The organism is Bradyrhizobium sp. B097, assembly GCF_038957035.1.
Taxonomy (GTDB): Bacteria; Pseudomonadota; Alphaproteobacteria; order Rhizobiales; family Xanthobacteraceae; genus Bradyrhizobium.
The window spans coordinates 3,948,929-3,967,088 of the sequence record NZ_CP152412.1 but is presented as its reverse complement, the minus strand read 5'-3'; the positions used below and the strand labels follow the sequence as shown (position 1 = coordinate 3,967,088).

General features: G+C 64.8%; 14 protein-coding genes and 1 pseudogene. 5 read left to right on the top strand and 10 right to left on the bottom strand.

Annotated elements, in window-relative coordinates:
- Positions 1 to 22 precede the first annotated feature (22 nt).
- Positions 23 to 1,237, bottom strand: a complete 1,215-nt coding sequence (locus tag AAFG07_RS18540) for an amidohydrolase family protein (protein WP_342728504.1) — start codon at positions 1,235 to 1,237, stop codon at positions 23 to 25.
- Positions 1,238 to 1,360: 123 nt separating this feature from the next.
- The gene (locus AAFG07_RS18535) at positions 1,361 to 2,557 is read right to left on the bottom strand and encodes an RluA family pseudouridine synthase (RefSeq protein ID WP_342728503.1); all 1,197 of its coding nucleotides are present in this window, start codon (positions 2,555 to 2,557) and stop codon (positions 1,361 to 1,363) included.
- A gap of 129 nt (positions 2,558 to 2,686) precedes the next feature.
- Between AAFG07_RS18535 and AAFG07_RS18530 the strand changes: the two genes are divergently transcribed.
- Positions 2,687 to 3,625 carry an alpha/beta hydrolase gene (locus tag AAFG07_RS18530; RefSeq protein ID WP_342728502.1) on the top strand — a complete coding sequence of 313 codons (939 nt, stop codon included), beginning with the start codon at positions 2,687 to 2,689 and terminating at the stop codon, positions 3,623 to 3,625.
- Between the two features lie 525 nt (positions 3,626 to 4,150).
- Here the strand turns inward: AAFG07_RS18530 and AAFG07_RS18525 are convergent.
- The 3 genes from AAFG07_RS18525 to AAFG07_RS18515 form a co-directional block, all read right to left on the bottom strand.
- Positions 4,151 to 6,232 (bottom strand): tripartite tricarboxylate transporter substrate-binding protein, encoded by a 2,082-nt coding sequence (locus tag AAFG07_RS18525; protein ID WP_342728501.1) that lies wholly within the window; start codon positions 6,230 to 6,232, stop codon positions 4,151 to 4,153.
- A 268-nt stretch (positions 6,233 to 6,500) separates the two neighbouring features.
- Positions 6,501 to 7,835 (bottom strand): replication-associated recombination protein A, encoded by a 1,335-nt coding sequence (locus AAFG07_RS18520; protein ID WP_342728500.1) that lies wholly within the window; start codon positions 7,833 to 7,835, stop codon positions 6,501 to 6,503.
- Positions 7,832 to 9,190 (bottom strand): DegQ family serine endoprotease, encoded by a 1,359-nt coding sequence (locus tag AAFG07_RS18515; protein WP_342729182.1) that lies wholly within the window; start codon positions 9,188 to 9,190, stop codon positions 7,832 to 7,834. Before AAFG07_RS18515 ends, AAFG07_RS18520 begins: the two co-directional genes overlap by 4 nt.
- A 344-nt stretch (positions 9,191 to 9,534) precedes the next feature.
- Here AAFG07_RS18515 and AAFG07_RS18510 point away from each other — a divergent pair, with 344 nt between their 5' ends.
- Positions 9,535 to 11,133: an OprO/OprP family phosphate-selective porin gene (locus AAFG07_RS18510; RefSeq protein ID WP_342728499.1), complete on the top strand. Its 1,599-nt coding sequence runs from the start codon at positions 9,535 to 9,537 to the stop codon at positions 11,131 to 11,133.
- A gap of 72 nt (positions 11,134 to 11,205) precedes the next feature.
- On the opposite strand, the gene AAFG07_RS18505 is transcribed toward AAFG07_RS18510, so the two are convergent.
- Positions 11,206 to 11,583: a helix-turn-helix domain-containing protein gene (locus AAFG07_RS18505; RefSeq protein WP_342728498.1), complete on the bottom strand. Its 378-nt coding sequence runs from the start codon at positions 11,581 to 11,583 to the stop codon at positions 11,206 to 11,208.
- Between the two features lie 118 nt (positions 11,584 to 11,701).
- On the opposite strand from AAFG07_RS18505, the gene AAFG07_RS18500 reads away from it, so the two are divergent.
- The 3 genes from AAFG07_RS18500 to AAFG07_RS18490 all read left to right on the top strand — a co-directional run bounded on the left by AAFG07_RS18500 (position 11,702) and on the right by AAFG07_RS18490 (position 15,256).
- Positions 11,702 to 12,715, top strand: coding sequence for a zinc-binding alcohol dehydrogenase family protein (locus AAFG07_RS18500; RefSeq protein ID WP_342728497.1), 1,014 nt, complete (start codon positions 11,702 to 11,704; stop codon positions 12,713 to 12,715).
- Between the two features lie 264 nt (positions 12,716 to 12,979).
- Positions 12,980 to 14,059 carry a phosphotransferase gene (locus AAFG07_RS18495; protein ID WP_342728496.1) on the top strand — a complete coding sequence of 360 codons (1,080 nt, stop codon included), beginning with the start codon at positions 12,980 to 12,982 and terminating at the stop codon, positions 14,057 to 14,059.
- Positions 14,060 to 14,128: 69 nt separating this feature from the next.
- Complete coding sequence (locus AAFG07_RS18490; protein ID WP_342728495.1) at positions 14,129 to 15,256, top strand: hypothetical protein; 1,128 nt, start codon at positions 14,129 to 14,131, stop codon at positions 15,254 to 15,256.
- On the opposite strand, the gene AAFG07_RS18485 is transcribed toward AAFG07_RS18490, so the two are convergent.
- The 4 genes and pseudogenes from AAFG07_RS18485 to AAFG07_RS18470 form a co-directional block, all read right to left on the bottom strand.
- The gene (locus AAFG07_RS18485; protein WP_342728493.1) at positions 15,253 to 15,549 is read right to left on the bottom strand and encodes a DUF1330 domain-containing protein; all 297 of its coding nucleotides are present in this window, start codon (positions 15,547 to 15,549) and stop codon (positions 15,253 to 15,255) included. The genes AAFG07_RS18490 and AAFG07_RS18485 overlap by 4 nt on opposite strands.
- Before the next feature lie 9 nt (positions 15,550 to 15,558).
- Positions 15,559 to 16,342: pseudogene (locus AAFG07_RS18480) on the bottom strand (SDR family oxidoreductase).
- Positions 16,343 to 16,540: 198 nt separating this feature from the next.
- Positions 16,541 to 16,957, bottom strand: a complete 417-nt coding sequence (gene rplQ, locus AAFG07_RS18475; protein WP_342728492.1) for a 50S ribosomal protein L17 — start codon at positions 16,955 to 16,957, stop codon at positions 16,541 to 16,543.
- A gap of 164 nt (positions 16,958 to 17,121) precedes the next feature.
- The gene (locus AAFG07_RS18470; protein WP_097675082.1) at positions 17,122 to 18,153 is read right to left on the bottom strand and encodes a DNA-directed RNA polymerase subunit alpha; all 1,032 of its coding nucleotides are present in this window, start codon (positions 18,151 to 18,153) and stop codon (positions 17,122 to 17,124) included.
- Positions 18,154 to 18,160 lie beyond the last annotated feature (7 nt).

Genomic DNA, 18,160 nt, shown 5'->3' with positions numbered 1-18,160 from the left:
GCAGCCGTTCCCCGGCCGGCGTTCACGGCTTCTGATAGATCACGTGACCGGCACGGATCGTGGTGCTCACCTTCGCGAGATTGGCGACGTCGCTGAGCGGATCGCCGTCGAGCACCACGAGATCGGCGTCAAAGCCCTGCTCCACCTTGCCCTTCTTCGTGGCCTTGAAGAACCGCGCCGGATTTGTGGTCAGCGAGGCCAGCACCTGGCGCTCCGACAGCGCGCGGTGCATCAGCTGGACTTCCTGCGTGGTGTCGTACAGCGTGGTGAAGCCGACATCGGTGCCGAACAAAACGGTGCCGCCATTCTCGGAGAACTGCTTGAGCTGGTTGACGGTCGCGGCCACCAGACGGTTGGTGACGTTGGGGTCGAGCACCACCGTCGTGAACAGCGACAGCGTCGGAATCAGCGCAGTCCCCCGCGCCTTGAACCGCGCCAGCTGGTCATCCGTGTAGCTCCGCTCGCTTGGCGTGGTGTGCGCCAGCACGTCGACGTCCGCTGCGATCACCGTCTCCACGCCGATCTTGTTCTGCGGATGCGCGAACACCGGCCTGCCCTGCGCATGCGCGACTTCGACGGCCGCTTTGGCGATCGCAGGATCCATGTTGACGACGGGCTTGTCGCCCATGAACGCGCCGGTGAACAGCTTGATGCCGTCCTCGCCCATCGCGAGCCAGTCGCGCGCCCACTTCGTGGCCTCCTCCGGCGTCGCAGCTTCGGGGAGCTGGATTTCGGGCGGCAGGTAGACGGGATGCCCGCCCTTGGGAAACACATTGCCGGCGAGCAGGATGTTCGGACCGGCGACTTCACCCGCTGCGATGCGCTTGCGCAGCGGCAGCGTGTTGCGTGGATCGGAGCCGAGATCCCAGACCGTGGTGAAGCCCCATCGGGTCAGCATCTCCTGCATGTGCTGCGTCAGCGGCGCGGCCGGCGCCTCGCCGGCCTTGTGCCAGACATGTTCCGTGAAATGCACGTGGCTGTTCCAGAACCCGGCAACAACAGTCTTGCCGCTGCAATCGATCAGGCGCGCATCCGAGGGCAGCTTGACGTCGCCGGACTTGCCGACCGCGCTGATGACGCCGTCCGTGATCACGATCGTCGCATCCGGCAGCGCGGCCGCATCGGCCGATGCGTAAAGCGTGCCGCCGCGGAGCACCACGGTCTCGGCATGTGCCGACGCAGAGGCGACAGCCGAGCCAATCAGGAAAAGCGCGACGCGCAACCAAGTCCGGGTCATGGACAGCCTCTTTGATGGTTGCATGCCGGCAACGACCGGCGCGCGGCAACATAGCCGCGGCGCGATGAGCCGCTTTGATCGTTCTTGCTGTCCGCGGCGGATATCGGGAGGCGGCGTCCGCCGTCACTCCTCGGGCGCATTCTCGATCGGATCGAATCGGTCGGCCTCGAGCCCGAGCAGATTCCAGGATTGCAGCATATGCGGCGGCAGCGGCGCGGTGGCATCGATCACGCCGCCACGCGGGTGCGGAATCACGATCCGGCGCGCGAGCAAATGCAGCCGGTTCTGCAGGCCGCCCGGCAGCTGCCAGTTTTCCTTGTTGAAATATTTGGGGTCGCCCACGATCGCGTGATCGATATGCGCCATATGGGCGCGCAATTGATGGGTGCGGCCGGTCACCGGCTTGAGCGAGACCCAGGCGAGCTTCGTCGCCGAGGTTTCGACCACGGCATAGTAGGTCACGGCGTGGCTGGCGCCCTCGTCGCCATGCGCCGCGATCCGCATGATGCTGTCCTCCTCGCTCTCCTCCTTGGCGAGATAGGTCGAGATGCGGCCCTGCTTCGGCTTCGGCACGCCGGCGACCAGCGCCCAGTAAATCTTGCGCGCGGAGCGATGCCGGAACGAGCCGGTCAGAGCGGTCGCGGCGAAACGTGTCTTGGCGATCAGGAGGCAGCCCGAGGTCTCGCGGTCGAGCCGATGCACCAGCCGCGGCTTCTGCCCCTTGGCGTCGCGCATCACCTCCAGCATGTCGTCGACATTGCGCGTGATACCGGAGCCGCCCTGAACCGCCAGACCTGCGGGCTTGTTCAGCACCATCACGTCGGCGTCCTCGAACAGGGTCATGTCCTTGAGGTCCTGGAGGGTCTTCTTCGCCGCTTCAGACAGGCTGGTGGCCGCCTTCGGCGTATCGAGCCGCAGCGGCGGAATGCGGACGCTCTGCCCTTCTTCCAGCCGGTCCTTGCTGTCCGCACGCTTGCCGTTGACGCGCAGCTCGCCCTTCCGAACGATACGCTGGATGTGGGAAAACGACAGGCCGGGGAAACGCGCCTCGAGAAAGCGGTCGACGCGCATGTTGTCCTCGTCCGCCGTCACCACCACGGTCTGCACCTTGGTCGGCAGCGGCGGCGGCTCGGCGACGCTCTTCTCCGGCTCGGCCACGAATGGCTTGGTCGCCCGCTGCTTGTCGCCAAGGCGCACCGCCGCTGACTTGCCGCCCGCACGATGCGCCGGCCCCCGCTCGGCGGCCGGGCCGCGATGGGGACGCGCGCCTTTGGCGCGGTCGGCGGCTGGGCGGAGAGGTCTCTTGACGCGGCGGCTCATGGGGTTGCAACTCCGAAGTTAAGCCCGTGGGTAGCGCAAATGCCGCGAATCGTCACGGCGAAATCGGTACGAATCCGGCACAACATCGGCCATGTTCGGCCGCAATCGGCAATCGACGGGAGCTTTGGAATGAGACTGGCGATATCGGCTTTGGCGGCGGCCCTGATGCTCTCCGGACCGGCGCTAGGCCAGCAAGGCCCGATGCCGGAAGATTTGGCCTGGAAGCTCCTGGAACTCGGCCGCGTCATCGACCCGCCCAAGACGGCCGCACTCTACGCACCGCTGCAGCAGAAGGAGCCTTATCAGGGCGTCAAGGTCGAGCGCGATGTCAAGTATGGCCCTGCCGACCGCCATCTGCTCGACGTCTTCACGCCGGACCCGGCGTCGCCGCCCCGGCCGGTGCTGATCTACATCCACGGCGGCGGCTTCATTGCCGGCAACAAGCGCAACCCCGGCAGCCCGTTCTACGACAACGTCATGCTGTGGGCCGCCAAGAGCGGCTTTGTCGGCGTCAATGCCACCTATCGCCTGGCCCCGGCCTTTCCCTGGCCGGCAGGCGCCGAAGACATGGGCGCGATCGTGCAGTGGGTCGCGGAGAACATCGCCAGCCGCGGCGGCGACCCCAGCCGCGTCTTCCTGATGGGCCAGTCGGTCGGCGCAATCCATGTCGCGAGCTACGTCTCGCACAGCGAATTCCACAAGGTGAAGGGCGGCGGCCTCGCCGGCGCGATCATGGTGTCGGGCATCTACGATCTGACCGCCTCGCCCGCCGGCGATGCCGAGCTCGCCTATTACGGCTCCGATCCGTCGCGCTACGCCGAACGCTCCTCGTTGCAAGGTCTGCTCGCGAGCCCGATCCCGTTTCTGATCACCGCGGCCGAGCTCGACCCGCCGCGCTTCGTCGAGCAGTTCGAGCTGTTGAAGCAGGCGAGCTGCAAGCGGCCGAGCGGCTGCGTCCGCAGCTTCATGCTGCCGCAGCACAGCCACACGTCGGAGGTCTATGCGATCAACACGCCGGATACGCGGTTGACCAACGAGATCCTGGAGTTCGTGAAGAGCGTCAAGTGACGCGCCAGAGCAATATGAGCTACAGGCCGTCGCAGCGGCGCTGCCAAAATATCGAAAACAACCCCATGCACAGTAGCCGGCGGCGGCCGGCGTTCGACCAGGCAACTTGACACGTCGGGCAACTCAGGGATACATTTCTAATATTCCGAAGCCGCGCAAGTGTCCTCGCCCAAGGTCGTGCACATTTGCGAGCTTCTGCAACTCACGCTCCCACGCTGGCGGGCGGGACCGGGAACGCGCGTCATTCGCAGCCGCAGCCTCTCGTCGAGCACGCGGACTCGCTAAGGCGCAGCCACAACCGGATTGACGCGAGTTGAACAAATTCAAGGTAGTTGGCGGCGAGCTTGTCAATGGCTCGGCCGTGAGGCTCAAGTGGTCGCTATGCACCCGAAAGCGGACCTATCGTGCTTACCTTGAGTTTTGTCGTTCATGACCCGAATCGAACTCCCTATTCTTTTCGGCAGGCTCGGCCGCCTGCGCGCATTCGCGCCAGTGTCGGCGTGCGGAGGCCGCTGCCGCGATCGTCTATCGCTTCAAGAGTTTCGCGATTTCCTCCGGGCCGACATCGAATAGGTCGACCCCAAGTTCCCTGAACTTGACCGAGGTAGCCGGGTCATGATCGACCGTCTTCATTATGTCGGCCAAGGCAAGCATTTCTTCGGCAGCGGCGCCCTTCCTCGCTCCTACGGCGTACCAATCTCCGTCGGAGTACCCCGGGAAGAACTCCGCCACGGCAGGTACGTCCGGAAGACGCGCGTTGCGGTTGGCTCCGGTCACCGCGAGCGCTCGAACGCGTCCTGTATTCGTCACGTCCGCCGCATGGAGAATGGTCGACATCATCAGGTCCGCCCGACCGGCGATCACGGCCGCGTAGGCGTCGTCACCCGACGCCGGGATCCGCTCGCCCTGGATGTCGAAATGGTTCAGAAAGTTCTCCACTACCTTGGTCGCCGTCCCTCCGCTATCGACGTATCTGATGGGTGTCTTTTCCAATCGCGCATATCGGACCAGATCAGCCACCGTCTGTACCGGAAGTTTGGGGGTGGCGAGCAGCACGTACGGCACTCGAGCGAAACCACGAAGCGGGACGACGTCCTCAGGAGGCAACGCATCGCTTCCGAACATCACGAAATGGTAGTCAAGCGACGTGTCCGGCGGCGGCGGCCATTTCCGATCGGTCGGAGCGCCAGTGATCCTGTTGAAAGCGAATCCCAGTTCGTACTGCAGAAATCCGCGCATGGACTGCATACTGCGGTCTTGTTCCAGATATTCGACCCTCACGTAGGCTTCCGGCCTCAACGGGATTTCGGTGGGGCGCAGCGCGGGCATCGGTGTCGATGCTGTACATTTAAAACTTGGAGGGCAGGAAGGGACTTTCGGTGGGGCTACTGCCGTCGGATCTTTACCGTTCTCCGTGAGGATATTGAGCACGCTACAGCCTTCATGACCCAGCGACGCGTCGATCAGATGCCCGGTTCGGCCGTCGAAGACGCAGTAGTCGGACGCATTGACCGGCGGATCCATACCGGCCGGCAGTGTGTAGATCGTGTATCGGTTCAGTGCCGGCAGACGATGGATCGGCTTCAGAATCCGATAGACCTTGTTGCCGCGTAACCCCTGCCGTCGCGACGCTTCCACGTCTTCCTCGACGGCCATATCTTCGATGAGCGCTTCGAACCCGGCCCTGCCCGGTAGGACCTCATATCGTTCCAGTAGCCCGACGGAGACCATGCTATTCTCATCGAGACGGACCGGCTTCGCCACGTCTTCCGGAACGAATCGCTCGAACGACGGCATCTTGGTCCCGGTCAGATCTTCGCTATGGACGATCCGGTCGGCGCGCCCGATCTCTTGCAGCAACATTGTCCTCAGCGCATCGTCTTCGAGTCCTCCGGTCGCCATAGGAAGGCACGTCGTGAACGAGACTTTCTCCGGCGGGACGCCCGAAACCGCTGACGTGTACATCCCGCCCCGACTCTTGTCCGACTCGACGACCACACGATCGATCAGGCCCACGTTGCCATCGAGGTTCCAAATCGTCGGTGTCCGGCTTCCGAGAACAAGATAAAGCGGCCGGTCTCCCTCGATCCTGACGTTCGAAACAGTCGTCATCTTGTCGAGTCCTACCGTGGAGATCGGCGAAATTCCGCGCGAGCGGCCTCCTCCGAGGGCAAGCACTTCAGATTCCGTACGCGGCACGGGGATCGGGCACGACGGCGTCCCTGAAGTCGACTTTGATCGCTCGGGATAATTCCACAACGCCGCGATCACGTTGCTGCCGTCGGGTTGTCTCGAAACGTGGCCGACCACCACGCCTTTGGATCCCGCTCTCGGGTATCCTCCGCAAGACGAGACCTGGACCGCGAGTGACAGCGGCCCGGGATCGATATCTCCTCGCACCACCCGCGATACGCGGACGGCAACTGGACCGGAAGCTGACGCGGTCCCGGTGACTTCGATTTCGACCGCCACGGTCCCTTCGATTATCGGAAGATGGCCCTCTTCGAAGAAAATGGATTGATGCGTTGCGACACGGCAGGCGAGGGCCGCATCCGCGAAGGCGAGCATCGCGACGAGAGCCGCCGAAGCCGCGAGCGGCCGTTTCATCGGTGAAGCCTCCGTATCTTCAGGACGACAGTCAATAACAGAAGGCGCACCCGCGACAAAGGCTTCGGTGAGCCGCATTTATTTCAAGATTTCATTTCAAATATGCATTTGCGGAAATCGGAGGGCGATCCGCCGAGCGTGCAATAGCACACGCTGTCGGGATGGTCCGCTTTTGGCCCTTCTCGGAAGTCCGGCAACGTCCGCTTTCGCGCCTTTCTTGGGGGACAAGCGGACATCGATTCACGCGGTTAGTTTATAAGTACGCGGCCTAGCTCCCGCCGCGCTCCTTGCGTAGCCTGTTCCAGTAATCCAGCCGCTTGCGGATCTCGCGCTCGAAGCCGCGGTCGGGCGGATCGTAGAAGGTCTGGCGGCCGAGCGCTTCCGGGAAATAGTCCTGGCCGGAGAACGCGTCGGGCGCGTCGTGGTCGTATTGATAGCCGGAGCCGTAGCCCTCCGACTTCATCAGCTTGGTCGGCGAATTCAGGATGTGTTTCGGCGGCAGCAGCGAGCCGCCCTGCTTTGCGGTCTGCATCGCAGCGCCGAACGCCGTGTACACCGCGTTCGATTTCGGCGCGGTGGCGAGATAGACCACGGCCTGCGCGATCGCGAGCTCGCCCTCCGGCGAGCCCAGGAAATCATAGGCATCCTTGGCGGCGTTGCAGACCGCCAATGCCTGCGGATCGGCGAGACCAATGTCCTCGACCGCCATCCGCACCACGCGCCGCGCCAGGAAGAGCGGGTCCTCGCCGGCATCGAGCATGCGCGCGAGATAATACAGGGCCGCATCCGGATCGGAGCCGCGCACCGACTTGTGCAGCGCCGAGATCAGATTGTAATGGCCATCGGCCGACTTGTCGTAGATCGGCGCGCGGCGCTGCAGGATGGCCTGCAACTGCTCGGCGTTGAACACCTCGCCCTTGCGCGCGGCGCGCCAGACCTCTTCGGCTAATGTCAGCGAGGCGCGGCCGTCACCATCGGCCATCCGCACCAGCACGGCGCGCGCTTCCGCATCGAGCGGCAGGGTCTTGCCCTCGATCTTCTCGGCATTGGCAAACAACCGTTCGATCGCGGCCGTGTCGAGCGAATGAAACACCAGCACGCGGGCGCGCGACAGCAGCGCCGCGTTGAGCTCGAAGGACGGGTTCTCCGTGGTGGCGCCGACCAGCACCACGGTGCCGTCCTCCATCACGGGCAGGAAGGAATCCTGCTGCGCGCGGTTGAACCTGTGCACCTCGTCGACGAACAGCAGCGTGCCCTTGCCGGTCTCGCGCCGGGCCCGTGCGGCATCGAACGCCTTCTTCAGGTCGGCGACGCCGGAGAACACCGCGGAGATCTGCTCGAAATGCAGCTCGGTGGCGTCGGCCAGCAGCCGCGCCACGGTGGTCTTGCCGGTGCCGGGCGGTCCCCAGAACACCAGAGAACCTAGCGTGCGCGTCTCCAGCATGCGAGTCAGCGCGCCGTCTGGGCCGAGGATGTGATCCTGACCGACGACGTCAGCCAGCGTGCGCGGGCGCAGCCGATCCGGCAGCGGGTGTGGCGCGTCCTGCTCCATCCCCGCCGCGGCAAAGAGATTGCTGGCTTCGTGCGGTCTCTTCGGGCTCATCCGCCGAGCGTCACGTTGATCTGCTGGCCGCCGCGCACCAGCGTGATGCGCCAGATCCGCGATCCCGCCTTCGATACCTTGTCGAGGTCGCTGGTGTGTACGATCTTCTCATTGTTGACGGCGAGTATGATGTCGCCCTTCTGGAAGCCGACATTGGCGGCGGTGCCGTCATCGGCGAGCTCGGTGACGACGACGCCCTCCGCGCCGGCGTCGAGATGCAGCTCATCGGCCAGCGCCGGCGAGATGTTCGCAACCCTGGCGCCCTGGAATGGCGAACGCGCGGTCAGCACGATCTCGTCGCGGTTGGTATCGGGCGCGGTCTCCAGCGGTACGGTGAGCTTCACCGGCTTGCCGGCGCGCTGCACCTCGATCTCCGCGCTGCCACCGAGCGGACGGGTCGCGAAGCGGTAGTCGAACGCGTTGGGATCGTCGATTGGCGTGCCGTCGATCCCGACGATCAGATCGGACAGCTTGAGCCCGGCCTTCGCCGCCGGGCTGTTCGGCGCGACATTGGCGACCAGCGCGCCGGTCGGCAGCTTCAGCCCGAGCGTCTCTGCGATCTCCGGCGTGACCGCCTGCAGCCGCGCGCCAAGCCATGGCCGCTTCACCGCCTTGCCGCCGCTCTTGGCGGAGGCCACCACCACGCGCACCATGTTGGCGGGGATCGCAAAGCCGATGCCCTGCGAACCACCGGAGCGCGAGAAGATCGCGGTGTTGATACCGGCGAGCCGGCCGGTCATGTCGACCAGCGCGCCGCCCGAATTGCCGGGATTGATCGCCGCGTCGGTCTGAATGAAGAATTGATAATCCGTGATCCCGACTTGAGTACGCGCCAGCGCCGAGATGATGCCGTGCGTCACGGTCTGGCCGACGCCGAACGGATTGCCGATCGCCAGCACGACGTCGCCGACCTGCAGCTGATCCGAATTGGCGAAGTCGAGCGTCGCGAACTTCTCCTTGTTGGTGCCCTTCAGCCGCAGCACCGCGAGGTCGGTGCGGCTGTCCTTCAGCACGATCTCGGCCTCGTATTCGCGCTTGTCGGCGAGCGAGACCTTCACCTGATCGGCGCCCTCGATCACGTGATTGTTTGTGACCACGAGACCGGAGCCATCGACCATCACGCCGGAGCCGAGCGAGCGCTGCATCTGCTCGGGCTGCTGCCCCGGGACACCGAAGAAGCGGCGGAAGATCGGATCGTCCAGAAACGGATTGCGGTTCTGCACCGTCTTGGCCGCGTAGACATTGACCACCGCCGGCTGCACCCGCTGCACGATCGGCGCATAGGACAATTGGAGCTCGGCCTGCGAGGACGGCACGCGGCGGTCCTGGGCCGCGGAGGGGGACAGATTCCCCATGAAGGCCAATGTGCACAGAGCGGATATGGCAGCGAAGCGGACAGGTCGGAGCATTCTCACCTCTCGTGGAAACGCCGGAATATAGGCGTGTTCGCCGGGCAATTGAAGGGCGCCCGGCCGGATAACTGGCCCCCGCCGGACCGGTGCAAAACCCCCGGCAGCCGCGTTGAAGCGCGCTGCCAAACTCCTATGATGACTGTCATCTCACTGCGCCGCTCCGCTTGTTGCCTGCGGACAACAAGCGGAACTGCGATGCTAGGCGGCGCTGTCGTGCGTCAGTCACGATCAACTCCTAGGACGTTTCAGTGAGTGAGTGGGGAATTCAAACACAACAGGGGTGCACGATGGGTGCGACAAAAGTTGGTGCAATCGCCATAGGGCTGGCAGGGGCGCTCGCCGCCTCGCCGGCCTATTCGCAATCGGCCGGAGGCGGCAGCGACGCGGAGATCGCGCTGCTCAAGCAGCAGCTGAAGATGCTCGAGCAGAAGCTCGACAAGCTGCAGAAGCAGACCAATGCCAATACCGCGACCGCAGCCAGCGCGAACGCCAACGCGAAGGCGGCGGATGCCAAGGCCGCGCGTGTTGCAAGCGCCAACGCCGCGATCCCGGTCAAGGGCCCGGTCGCGCCGTCGGGCGTCGTGGTGACGCTGCCGAACAACCGGCCGACGATCTGCACTGCGGATGAACAGAACTGCGTTGCGATCACGAGCCGCGTGCACTGGGATGTCGGCGGTTACGACTATCGTCCGAACACCGCAAGTACCTCGCCGCAGAAGCTCGACAGCGGCGAGAACCTCCGCCGCGCCCGCATCGGCATCGTCGGCAAATTCTTCGGCGACTGGAATTACGCGCTGATCTACGACTTCGGCGGCTCGTCCGACGGCTTCGGCGGTGCGGCACCGGGATCACTGCCGGGCGGCGGCACCTCTGGCGTCGAGAATGCCTATCTGAGCTACACCGGCTTCAAGCCGTTCGGCGGCAAGATGGCGATCGAAGGCGGCATCATGGACATCCCGTGGACGCTGGACGAATCGACGAGCTCCAACGACATCCTGTTCATGGAGCGCGCCTCCGTCGGCATCATCGCACAGAACATCGCGGCCGGTGACTTCCGTTCGGGCGCCGGCACCCGATGGTGGAACGACCAGCTCTGGATCGGCGGCTATGTCACGGGACCGACGACAGGCGCAATTCACTCCGCGTCGTCAGCCGCGCCGGCCGGCACGTCCGAGCAGTATGGCGGTGTCATCCGCGTCGCCGGCAATCCGATCAGCGGCAAGAACTACTCGGTGCATATCGGCGCCGATGCGGAATGGCTGGTCCAGCCGCCGCGCAACCAGCTCACCCAAGCGCAGACGCTCACGCTGAACGACCGGCCCGAGCTACGCATCGACCCGACGACGCTGATCTCGACCGGTGCGATCGCCAACGTCTCGGGCGCACAGGTCTACGGCGTCGAGGCGGCCGCGACCTATGGCCCGTTCATCGCACAGGGCGAGTACTATTGGTTCAATGTCGACCGCTCTGCGAATACCGGGCTGCCGCCATTCGGCGCGCCGAGCCTGAAATTCGACGGCGGTTATGCGCAGGTCGGCTACGTGCTGACCGGCGAGAACCACGCCTACAATCCGGCAACGGCCTCCTACGGCGGTATCAAGCCGCACGATCCGGTCTCGCTCGCAGGCGGCGGCTGGGGCGCCTGGGAAATCGCCGGCCGCGTCAGCACGATGAACCTCAACGACCAGGTCGGCCAGGCCGTCGGCATCGCCGGCGGACGGCAGACCGTCTACACCGCCGCGCTGAACTGGTACGTCAACAACAACGTCCGCTTCATGCTGAACTACCTGCACGGCGACATCGCCAGACAGGCCTCGGCGACCTCGCCTGTGGATGCCGGCTCGAAGTTCGACGCGGTCGCGCTGCGCACGCAGGTTGCGTTCTGACGCGATCTGATCAGCGCCGATAACAATGGCCGGGAGCGACACACCGCTCCCGGCCTTCTTCATTGCAAATGGTCAGGCCGCGCGCTTCTTCTTCACGACGACGTCCGGCGCCGGCGCGCAGGACAGCCGTTCCTGATGGCCCTCGCCCCAGGCTTTCAAAATATCGATCACCGGACGCAGGCTCTCGCCGAGTTCGGAGAGCGTGTATTCGACCCGCGGCGGCACCTCGGCGTAGACCTTGCGGGTCACGAGGCCGTCGTCCTCGAGCGCCCGAAGCTGCTTGGTCAGCATGCGCTGGGTGATGCCGGGCATCCGCCGCCGCAACTCGCCGAAGCGCTGGGTGCCGGCCTGCAAATGATACAGGATCACGCCCTTCCATTTGCCATCGATCAGGTCGAGCGCTGCCTCGACCGCGCAGCCCGGCCGGCGCGCAAAATTCTTCCGTTTCATCGGTAATTTCCCAATAGTATACAAACAGGGACTAGTTCCCTGATTTTACAGTACTTGCCAAAAGGACGCCAGCGCGACAGGTAAGGCGGCAGGCAATCGCCCACCACGGAGACTAGGCATGAAGGCCGTCGGATATCAAAAATCGCTGCCGATCGAGGCGGCGGATTCGCTCGTCGATTTCGAGATCGCCAAGCCCGAACCGAAGGGGCGCGACATCCGCGTCGCGGTGAAGGCCATCTCGGCCAACCCGGTCGACTACAAGGTGCGCAAGCGCGCGGCGCCGACCGACGGCAGCTACAAGATCCTCGGCTTTGACGCGGCCGGGGTGGTCGACGCCGTCGGGCCCGACGTTTCGCTCTTCAAGCCCGGCGATGAAGTGTTCTACGCGGGCTCGATCCAGCGCCAGGGCACCAATTCGGAATTTCATCTGGTCGACGAGCGCATCGTCGGCAACAAGCCGGCATCGCTGTCCTTCGCGCAGGCCGCCGCCCTGCCCCTGACCTCGATCACCGCGTGGGAGCTTTTGTTCGACCGGCTCGGCGCGGTGCCGGGCAAGAGCCTCGATCCGCGGACGCTGCTGATCACCGGTGGCGCCGGCGGCGTCGGCTCGATCCTGATCCAGCTTGCGCGCCGCCTCACCGGGTTGACCGTGGTTGCGACCGCGACGCGGCCGGAGTCGCAGAGGTGGTGCCGCGATCTCGGTGCGCATGCGGTGATCGACCACTCGCAGCCGATGAAGGAGCAGATCGAGAGCTTGAGGCTGTCGCCGGTCGGCCTCGTCGCCAGCCTCACCTTCACCGACCAGCACTACAAGTCGATCGCCGACTTCATCGCGCCGCAGGGCAAGTTCGGCCTGATCGACGATCCCGCCGAATTCAACGTCGCCGCGTTCAAGGGCAAGGCGGTCTCCGTGCACTGGGAATCGATGTTCACGCGCTCCTCGTTCCAGACACCTGACATGATCGCGCAGCATCGTCTGCTCAACGATGTCGCCGACCTGATCGACAAGGGTGTGCTGCGCACCACGCTCGACCAGACTTTTGGCACCATCAACGCCGCCAACCTCAAGCGCGCCCATGCGCTGCTGGAAAGCGGCAAGTCGCGTGGCAAGATCGTGCTGGAGGGCTGGTAGGACTCCAATGTGTGGGGTGGGTTAGCGCAGCGTAACCCACCATCATTTCGCTCTGCGAACGGCGGGTTACGCTGACGCTAACTCGCCCTACGCAGCTGCACACCTCGCGAGATATCCCCACAGGCCGGCGTGTGGCTTTTGCCAAAGCCAGCATCGCCTGTATGATTTGCGCAACGATCACCCCGTCCTCAATCCGGCCGCAGCAAGAGGCGGCCGGAACGGTGGTGACGCCCCAAGGGGATACATGGCGATGGGAGGAAACCGATGAGTTTGCTCACGGCCGATCCGTCGCGGATCGATCCGGAGTGGATGACGCGGGCGCTGCGCGCAGCCGGTGTGATCGACGACGTGAAGGTCATCGATCTCGTCTGCAAGCCGGTCGGCAATGGCCTCGTCGGCGACAGCTATCGATTTCATCTGGGCTATGACGGCGACGCGCCGAACGCGCCCTTGAGCGTTGTCGGTAAATTCCCGGCCGCGGATCCCGACAGCCGCCGCTCCGGTTCCGCGCACACGCTTTATGTCCGCGAGGTCGCGTTCTATCGCGAGCTTGCGGCCACCGTCGACATTCACACCCCGCGGCCGATCCTCGCCGAAATCGATCCGGCGACCGACGACTTCACGCTGATCCTGGAAGATTTGGCGCCCGCACGCCCGGGCGACCAGCTCGCCGGATGCGCGATCGCGGACTGCCTGACGGCGATGCGTGAGGCCGCCGCGCTGCATGCGCCGCGATGGAACGACCCGACACTCGAAGCGGTGCAATGCTTCGTGGTCGCCGCAAGCCGGCGCAGGGATCTTCGCGCGGTGCTGCCCGCCATCATCGGCCACTACAAGGAGCGCTATCACGGCGTGATCGAGCCGGAATTCCTCGATCTGATCGACCGGCTTCCCGACGCGATACCGCGCTACCAGTCCGATCGATCGGCGCCGCGAACCCTGCAGCACGCGGACTTCCGGCTCGACAACATGCTGTTCGAGGTACGTGGCAACGCCCGTCCGATGGCCACGCTGGACTGGCAGACGCTGACGGTGGGGCCAGGCATCGTCGACGTCGCCTATTTCCTGTCGGCCGGCGTCGATCCGTCCGAGCGGCGGCTCCATGAAGCCGATCTGGTGCGGTTCTATCATTCCGAGCTGATCCGGCGCGGCGTGCAGGATTATGGCTGGGAGGACTGCTGGCGGGATTACCGGCGCTACACGCTGCACGGCATCATGATGGGCGTCGTCTCGGCGCTCAGCGTCCAGCGCTCCGAGCGGGGCGACGCACTGTTCCTGAAAATGACCCGTGGCGCCTGCGCGCAAGCGCAGGACCACGACAGTTTTTCATACTGGCAGGACTGAAGCGCCATCGCGCGAAGCGGCTAACGCTCCGCTTGAAGACAGCGCATCAAGACATCGAAAGGGATCGGCGTGCTCAACAAACTGGACGACTTCCCCATCCACCAGACGCCGGAGCCGATCGCGGTTCCCTCGACCAGCGACCGCAATGTCTATGACCGCACCTGGTTCAACGGCTACACCGCCGACGGCGCGTATTATTTCGGCATCGGCATCGCGATCTACCCGCACCGCAAGATCCTCGATTGCGCCTTCAGCGTCGTGGAGCGCGGCGGACGGCAGCATTGCTTCTACGGTTCGCGGCGGGCGCCACTCGAACGCACCGAGATGCAGGTCGGCCCGTTCAGGCTCGAGGTGATCGAGCCGATGCGGCGAACCCGCGTCGTGCTCGACGACAATGCGACGGGTCTCGCCTGCGACCTGACCTTCTCCGCACGCACCGCCGCGATCCAGGAAGCGCGTCAGACGCTTTGGTCCGGCGACCGCCGCGCGATGGACTCGACCCGGTTCGACCAGTTCGGCCGCTGGAGCGGCGTCGTGCGCCACCCCGACGGCGAGATCAAGGTCGACGATCACACCTGCTACGGCACCAAGGATCGCTCCTGGGGCGTGCGCAATGTCGGCGAACGCGACGTCGGCGGCGCGCCGATGCCGCCGCCGAGCGTGTTCTTCCTCTGGGCCCCGCTGGTCTGGGACGACCATATCTCGCACGCGATCTTCTTCGACGGGACGCAGGGCGAGGCGCTGGTCCGCGAGGGCATCACCGCGCCGCTCTACCGAAGCGAGGCCGAGATTCCCGGCGTCGTCGACGGGCTCGACCGCCGCATGGCGACTGCGCGGCACCGCGTCAAATACGTGCCGAACACGCGGCTTGCGCAGTCGGCCGAGATCGACCTGGTCGACATCGACGGCCACACCAGCACGATAGCGCTCGACCCGATCCTGAAATTCCAGATGAAGGGCCTCGGCTACGGTCATCCGCAATGGGGCCAGGGCATGTGGAAGGGCGAGCTCGAGATCGGCGGCGAGTCGTTCGATCCTTCAACGCTCGACCCGCTGGCCCGCGAGAACGTGCATGTGCAACAGGTGGTTCGCGCCCGCCACGGCGACCGGACAGGAATTGGCGTGCTGGAGCAATTGTGCTTCGGCCCCTACCGTCCCTCCGGATTCAGCGAGTTTCTGGACGGGGCCAAGGGTTAACTCGGCGGCACGCCTTCGACGAAGATCAGCCGGCGGTCCAGCGCGGTCCGCCGATGCTTGAGCGCCTCGGCATATTCCGGCGACGCGTACCACTCGCGCAGCCGCGTCATCGACGGGAATTCGACGACGATGATGTTCTTCGGCGGCGGTCCGCCTTCGACCGCCTCCGCAGCACCGCCGCGTACCAGATAGCGACCGCCATACTGCGCGATCGCCTTGGCGGCGATCGTGCGATAGGCCTCGAAGCCCGCGGCATCCTTCACGTCGACCTCGGAAATCACATAGGCTGACATGGCCGCACCTCAGGCAATGGTGTTGACGATGCCGCCCTCGGCCCGCAGCGCGGCGCCATTGGTCGCGGAGGCCTGCTTCGAGCAGACATAGACCACAAGGTTGGCGATCTCCTCGGTGCTGGCAAAGCGCTGCAACAGCGAAGTCGGCCGGTGCTGCTTGACGAAGTTGGAGGCCGCCTCCTCGATCGACTGGCCGTTCTGCTTGGCGAGATCCTTGACGAAGGTCTCGACGCCCTCGGACATCGTCGGTCCGGGCAGCACGGAGTTGACGGTCACGGCGGTGCCGCGGGTCAGCTGCGCGAGCCCGCGCGCGATCGCAAGCTGCGCGGTCTTGGTCGTGCCGTAGTGGATCATCTCGGTCGGGATGTTGAGGCCGGATTCCGAGGAGATGAAGACGATGCGGCCCCAGTTGCGCTTCAGCATGCCCTGCATGTAGCCGCACGCCCGACATCACGTTGACCTCGAAGAAGCGGCTCCAGTCCTCGTCGGGAATATCGAAGAACGCCTTCGGCTCGAAGATGCCGGCATTGTTGACGAGGATGTCGACCTCGGGCAGCGCCGCCAGCAACGCCTGGCAACCGGCCGATGTCGAGACGTCGGCCGCAATGCCGCGGACCTTGGCGCCCGGCACCGCCTTGGCGATCGCGGCGACCGCCGCATCGACCTTGGCTTGGCTGCGGCCGTTGACGACGACCTCGGCGCCGGTCTCGGCCAGCCCCCTGGCAATGGCGTTGCCGATGCCCGCGGTCGAGCCGGTCACCAGCGCAGTCTTTCCGGAAAGGTCGATTCTCATGGCGTCATCTCCATTGATGCTGACCGAGATATCGGGCGCGGCATGATGCACCGCAATTGCATCTCACCGACGCGTGAGGAAGCCAATGACGACGTCGTCCTGGCGAAAGCCAGGACGACGACTGGGATGGAGCGTCGCCGCCAAATAAAAACGGCGCCCGAGGGCGCCGTTTTCAAAACCTTGGCTCGGTAACCGGGCCTACGCAGCCTCGGCTTCCTTGTCCTGGGTCGGACCGGAGTCCTGGCCCTTGGCGTCGACGTCGCGGTCGACGAACTCGATCACGGCCATCGCCGCGTTGTCGCCGTAGCGGAAGCCGGCCTTGATGATGCGGGTGTAGCCACCCTGGCGGTCCTTGTAACGGGTCGCCAGCGTGTCGAACAGCTTCCTGACCTGGTCGAGGTCGCGCAGCTCCGAGATCGCCTGGCGGCGCAGGGCGAGACCGCCCTTCTTGCCGAGGGTGACGAGCTTCTCGACGATCGGCCGCAGCTCCTTGGCCTTCGGCAGCGTGGTGACGATCTGCTCGTGCTTGATCAGCGCGGCCGCCATGTTGGCGAACATCGCACGCCGATGCTCGGCGGTGCGGTTGAGCTTCCGATGAACCTTGCCGTGACGCATTGACTTCTTCCTTCTTCAATTCTGCCGCGGTGGTTCAGCGACAAGTTTTGCAGGTGGGCATCCTGCGTTCGCCCTATGACGTCATTCCGGGGCGATGCGCAGCATCGAACCCGGAATCTCGAGATTCCGGGTTCGGCTCTGCGAGCCGCCCCGGAATGACCAAATCAGTAGTGATCCTCGAAGCGCTTGGCGAGCTCGTCGATGTTCTCCGGCGGCCAGCCCGGCACTTCCATGCCGAGGTGCAGACCCATCTGGGCCAGCACTTCCTTGATCTCGTTCAGCGACTTGCGGCCGAAGTTCGGGGTGCGGAGCATTTCCGCTTCCGACTTCTGCACGAGGTCGCCGATGTAGACGATGTTGTCGTTCTTCAGGCAGTTTGCCGAACGCACCGACAGCTCGAGCTCGTCGACCTTCTTGAGGAACGCCGGGTTGAACGCGAGATCGGGGATGATCTCCTGCGTGACTTCCTTGCGCGGCTCTTCGAAGTTGACGAACACGTTGAGCTGATCCTGCAGGATGCGCGCGGCATAGGCCACGGCGTCCTCCGGCGTGATCGCGCCGTTGGTCTCGATCGTCATGGTCAGCTTGTCGTAGTCGAGGATCTGGCCCTCGCGGGTGTTCTCGACCTTGTAGGAGACCTTGCGGACCGGCGAGAACAGGCTGTCGACCGGGATCAGGCCGATCGGCGCATCCTCAGGCCGGTTGCGCTCGGCGGCGACATAGCCCTTGCCGGTCGTGACCGTGAACTCCATGCGGATCTCTGCGCCATCGTCCAGCGTGCAGAGCTGCAGGTCGGGGTTGAGCACGGTGACGTCGCCGACGGTCTGGATGTCGCCGGCGGTGACGGCGCCCGGGCCCTGCTTCTTCACGACCATGCGCTTCGGGCCTTCGCCCTGCATCTTGATCGAGATGTCCTTGATGTTGAGGACCATGTCGGTGACGTCTTCACGGACACCGGCGATCGAGGAGAACTCGTGCAGCACGCCGTCGATATGCACCGACTGCACCGCCGCGCCCTGCAGCGAGGACAGCAGGATGCGGCGCAGCGCGTTGCCGAGCGTCTGGCCGAAGCCGCGCTCGAGCGGCTCGGCGACCACGGTGGCGAACCGGCTCGCGTCCGAGCCCGGCGTCACCTGCAGCTTGTTCGGTCGAATGAGTTCTTGCCAATTTTTCTGGATCGTCACTTGTTCACCCATGTGCCAG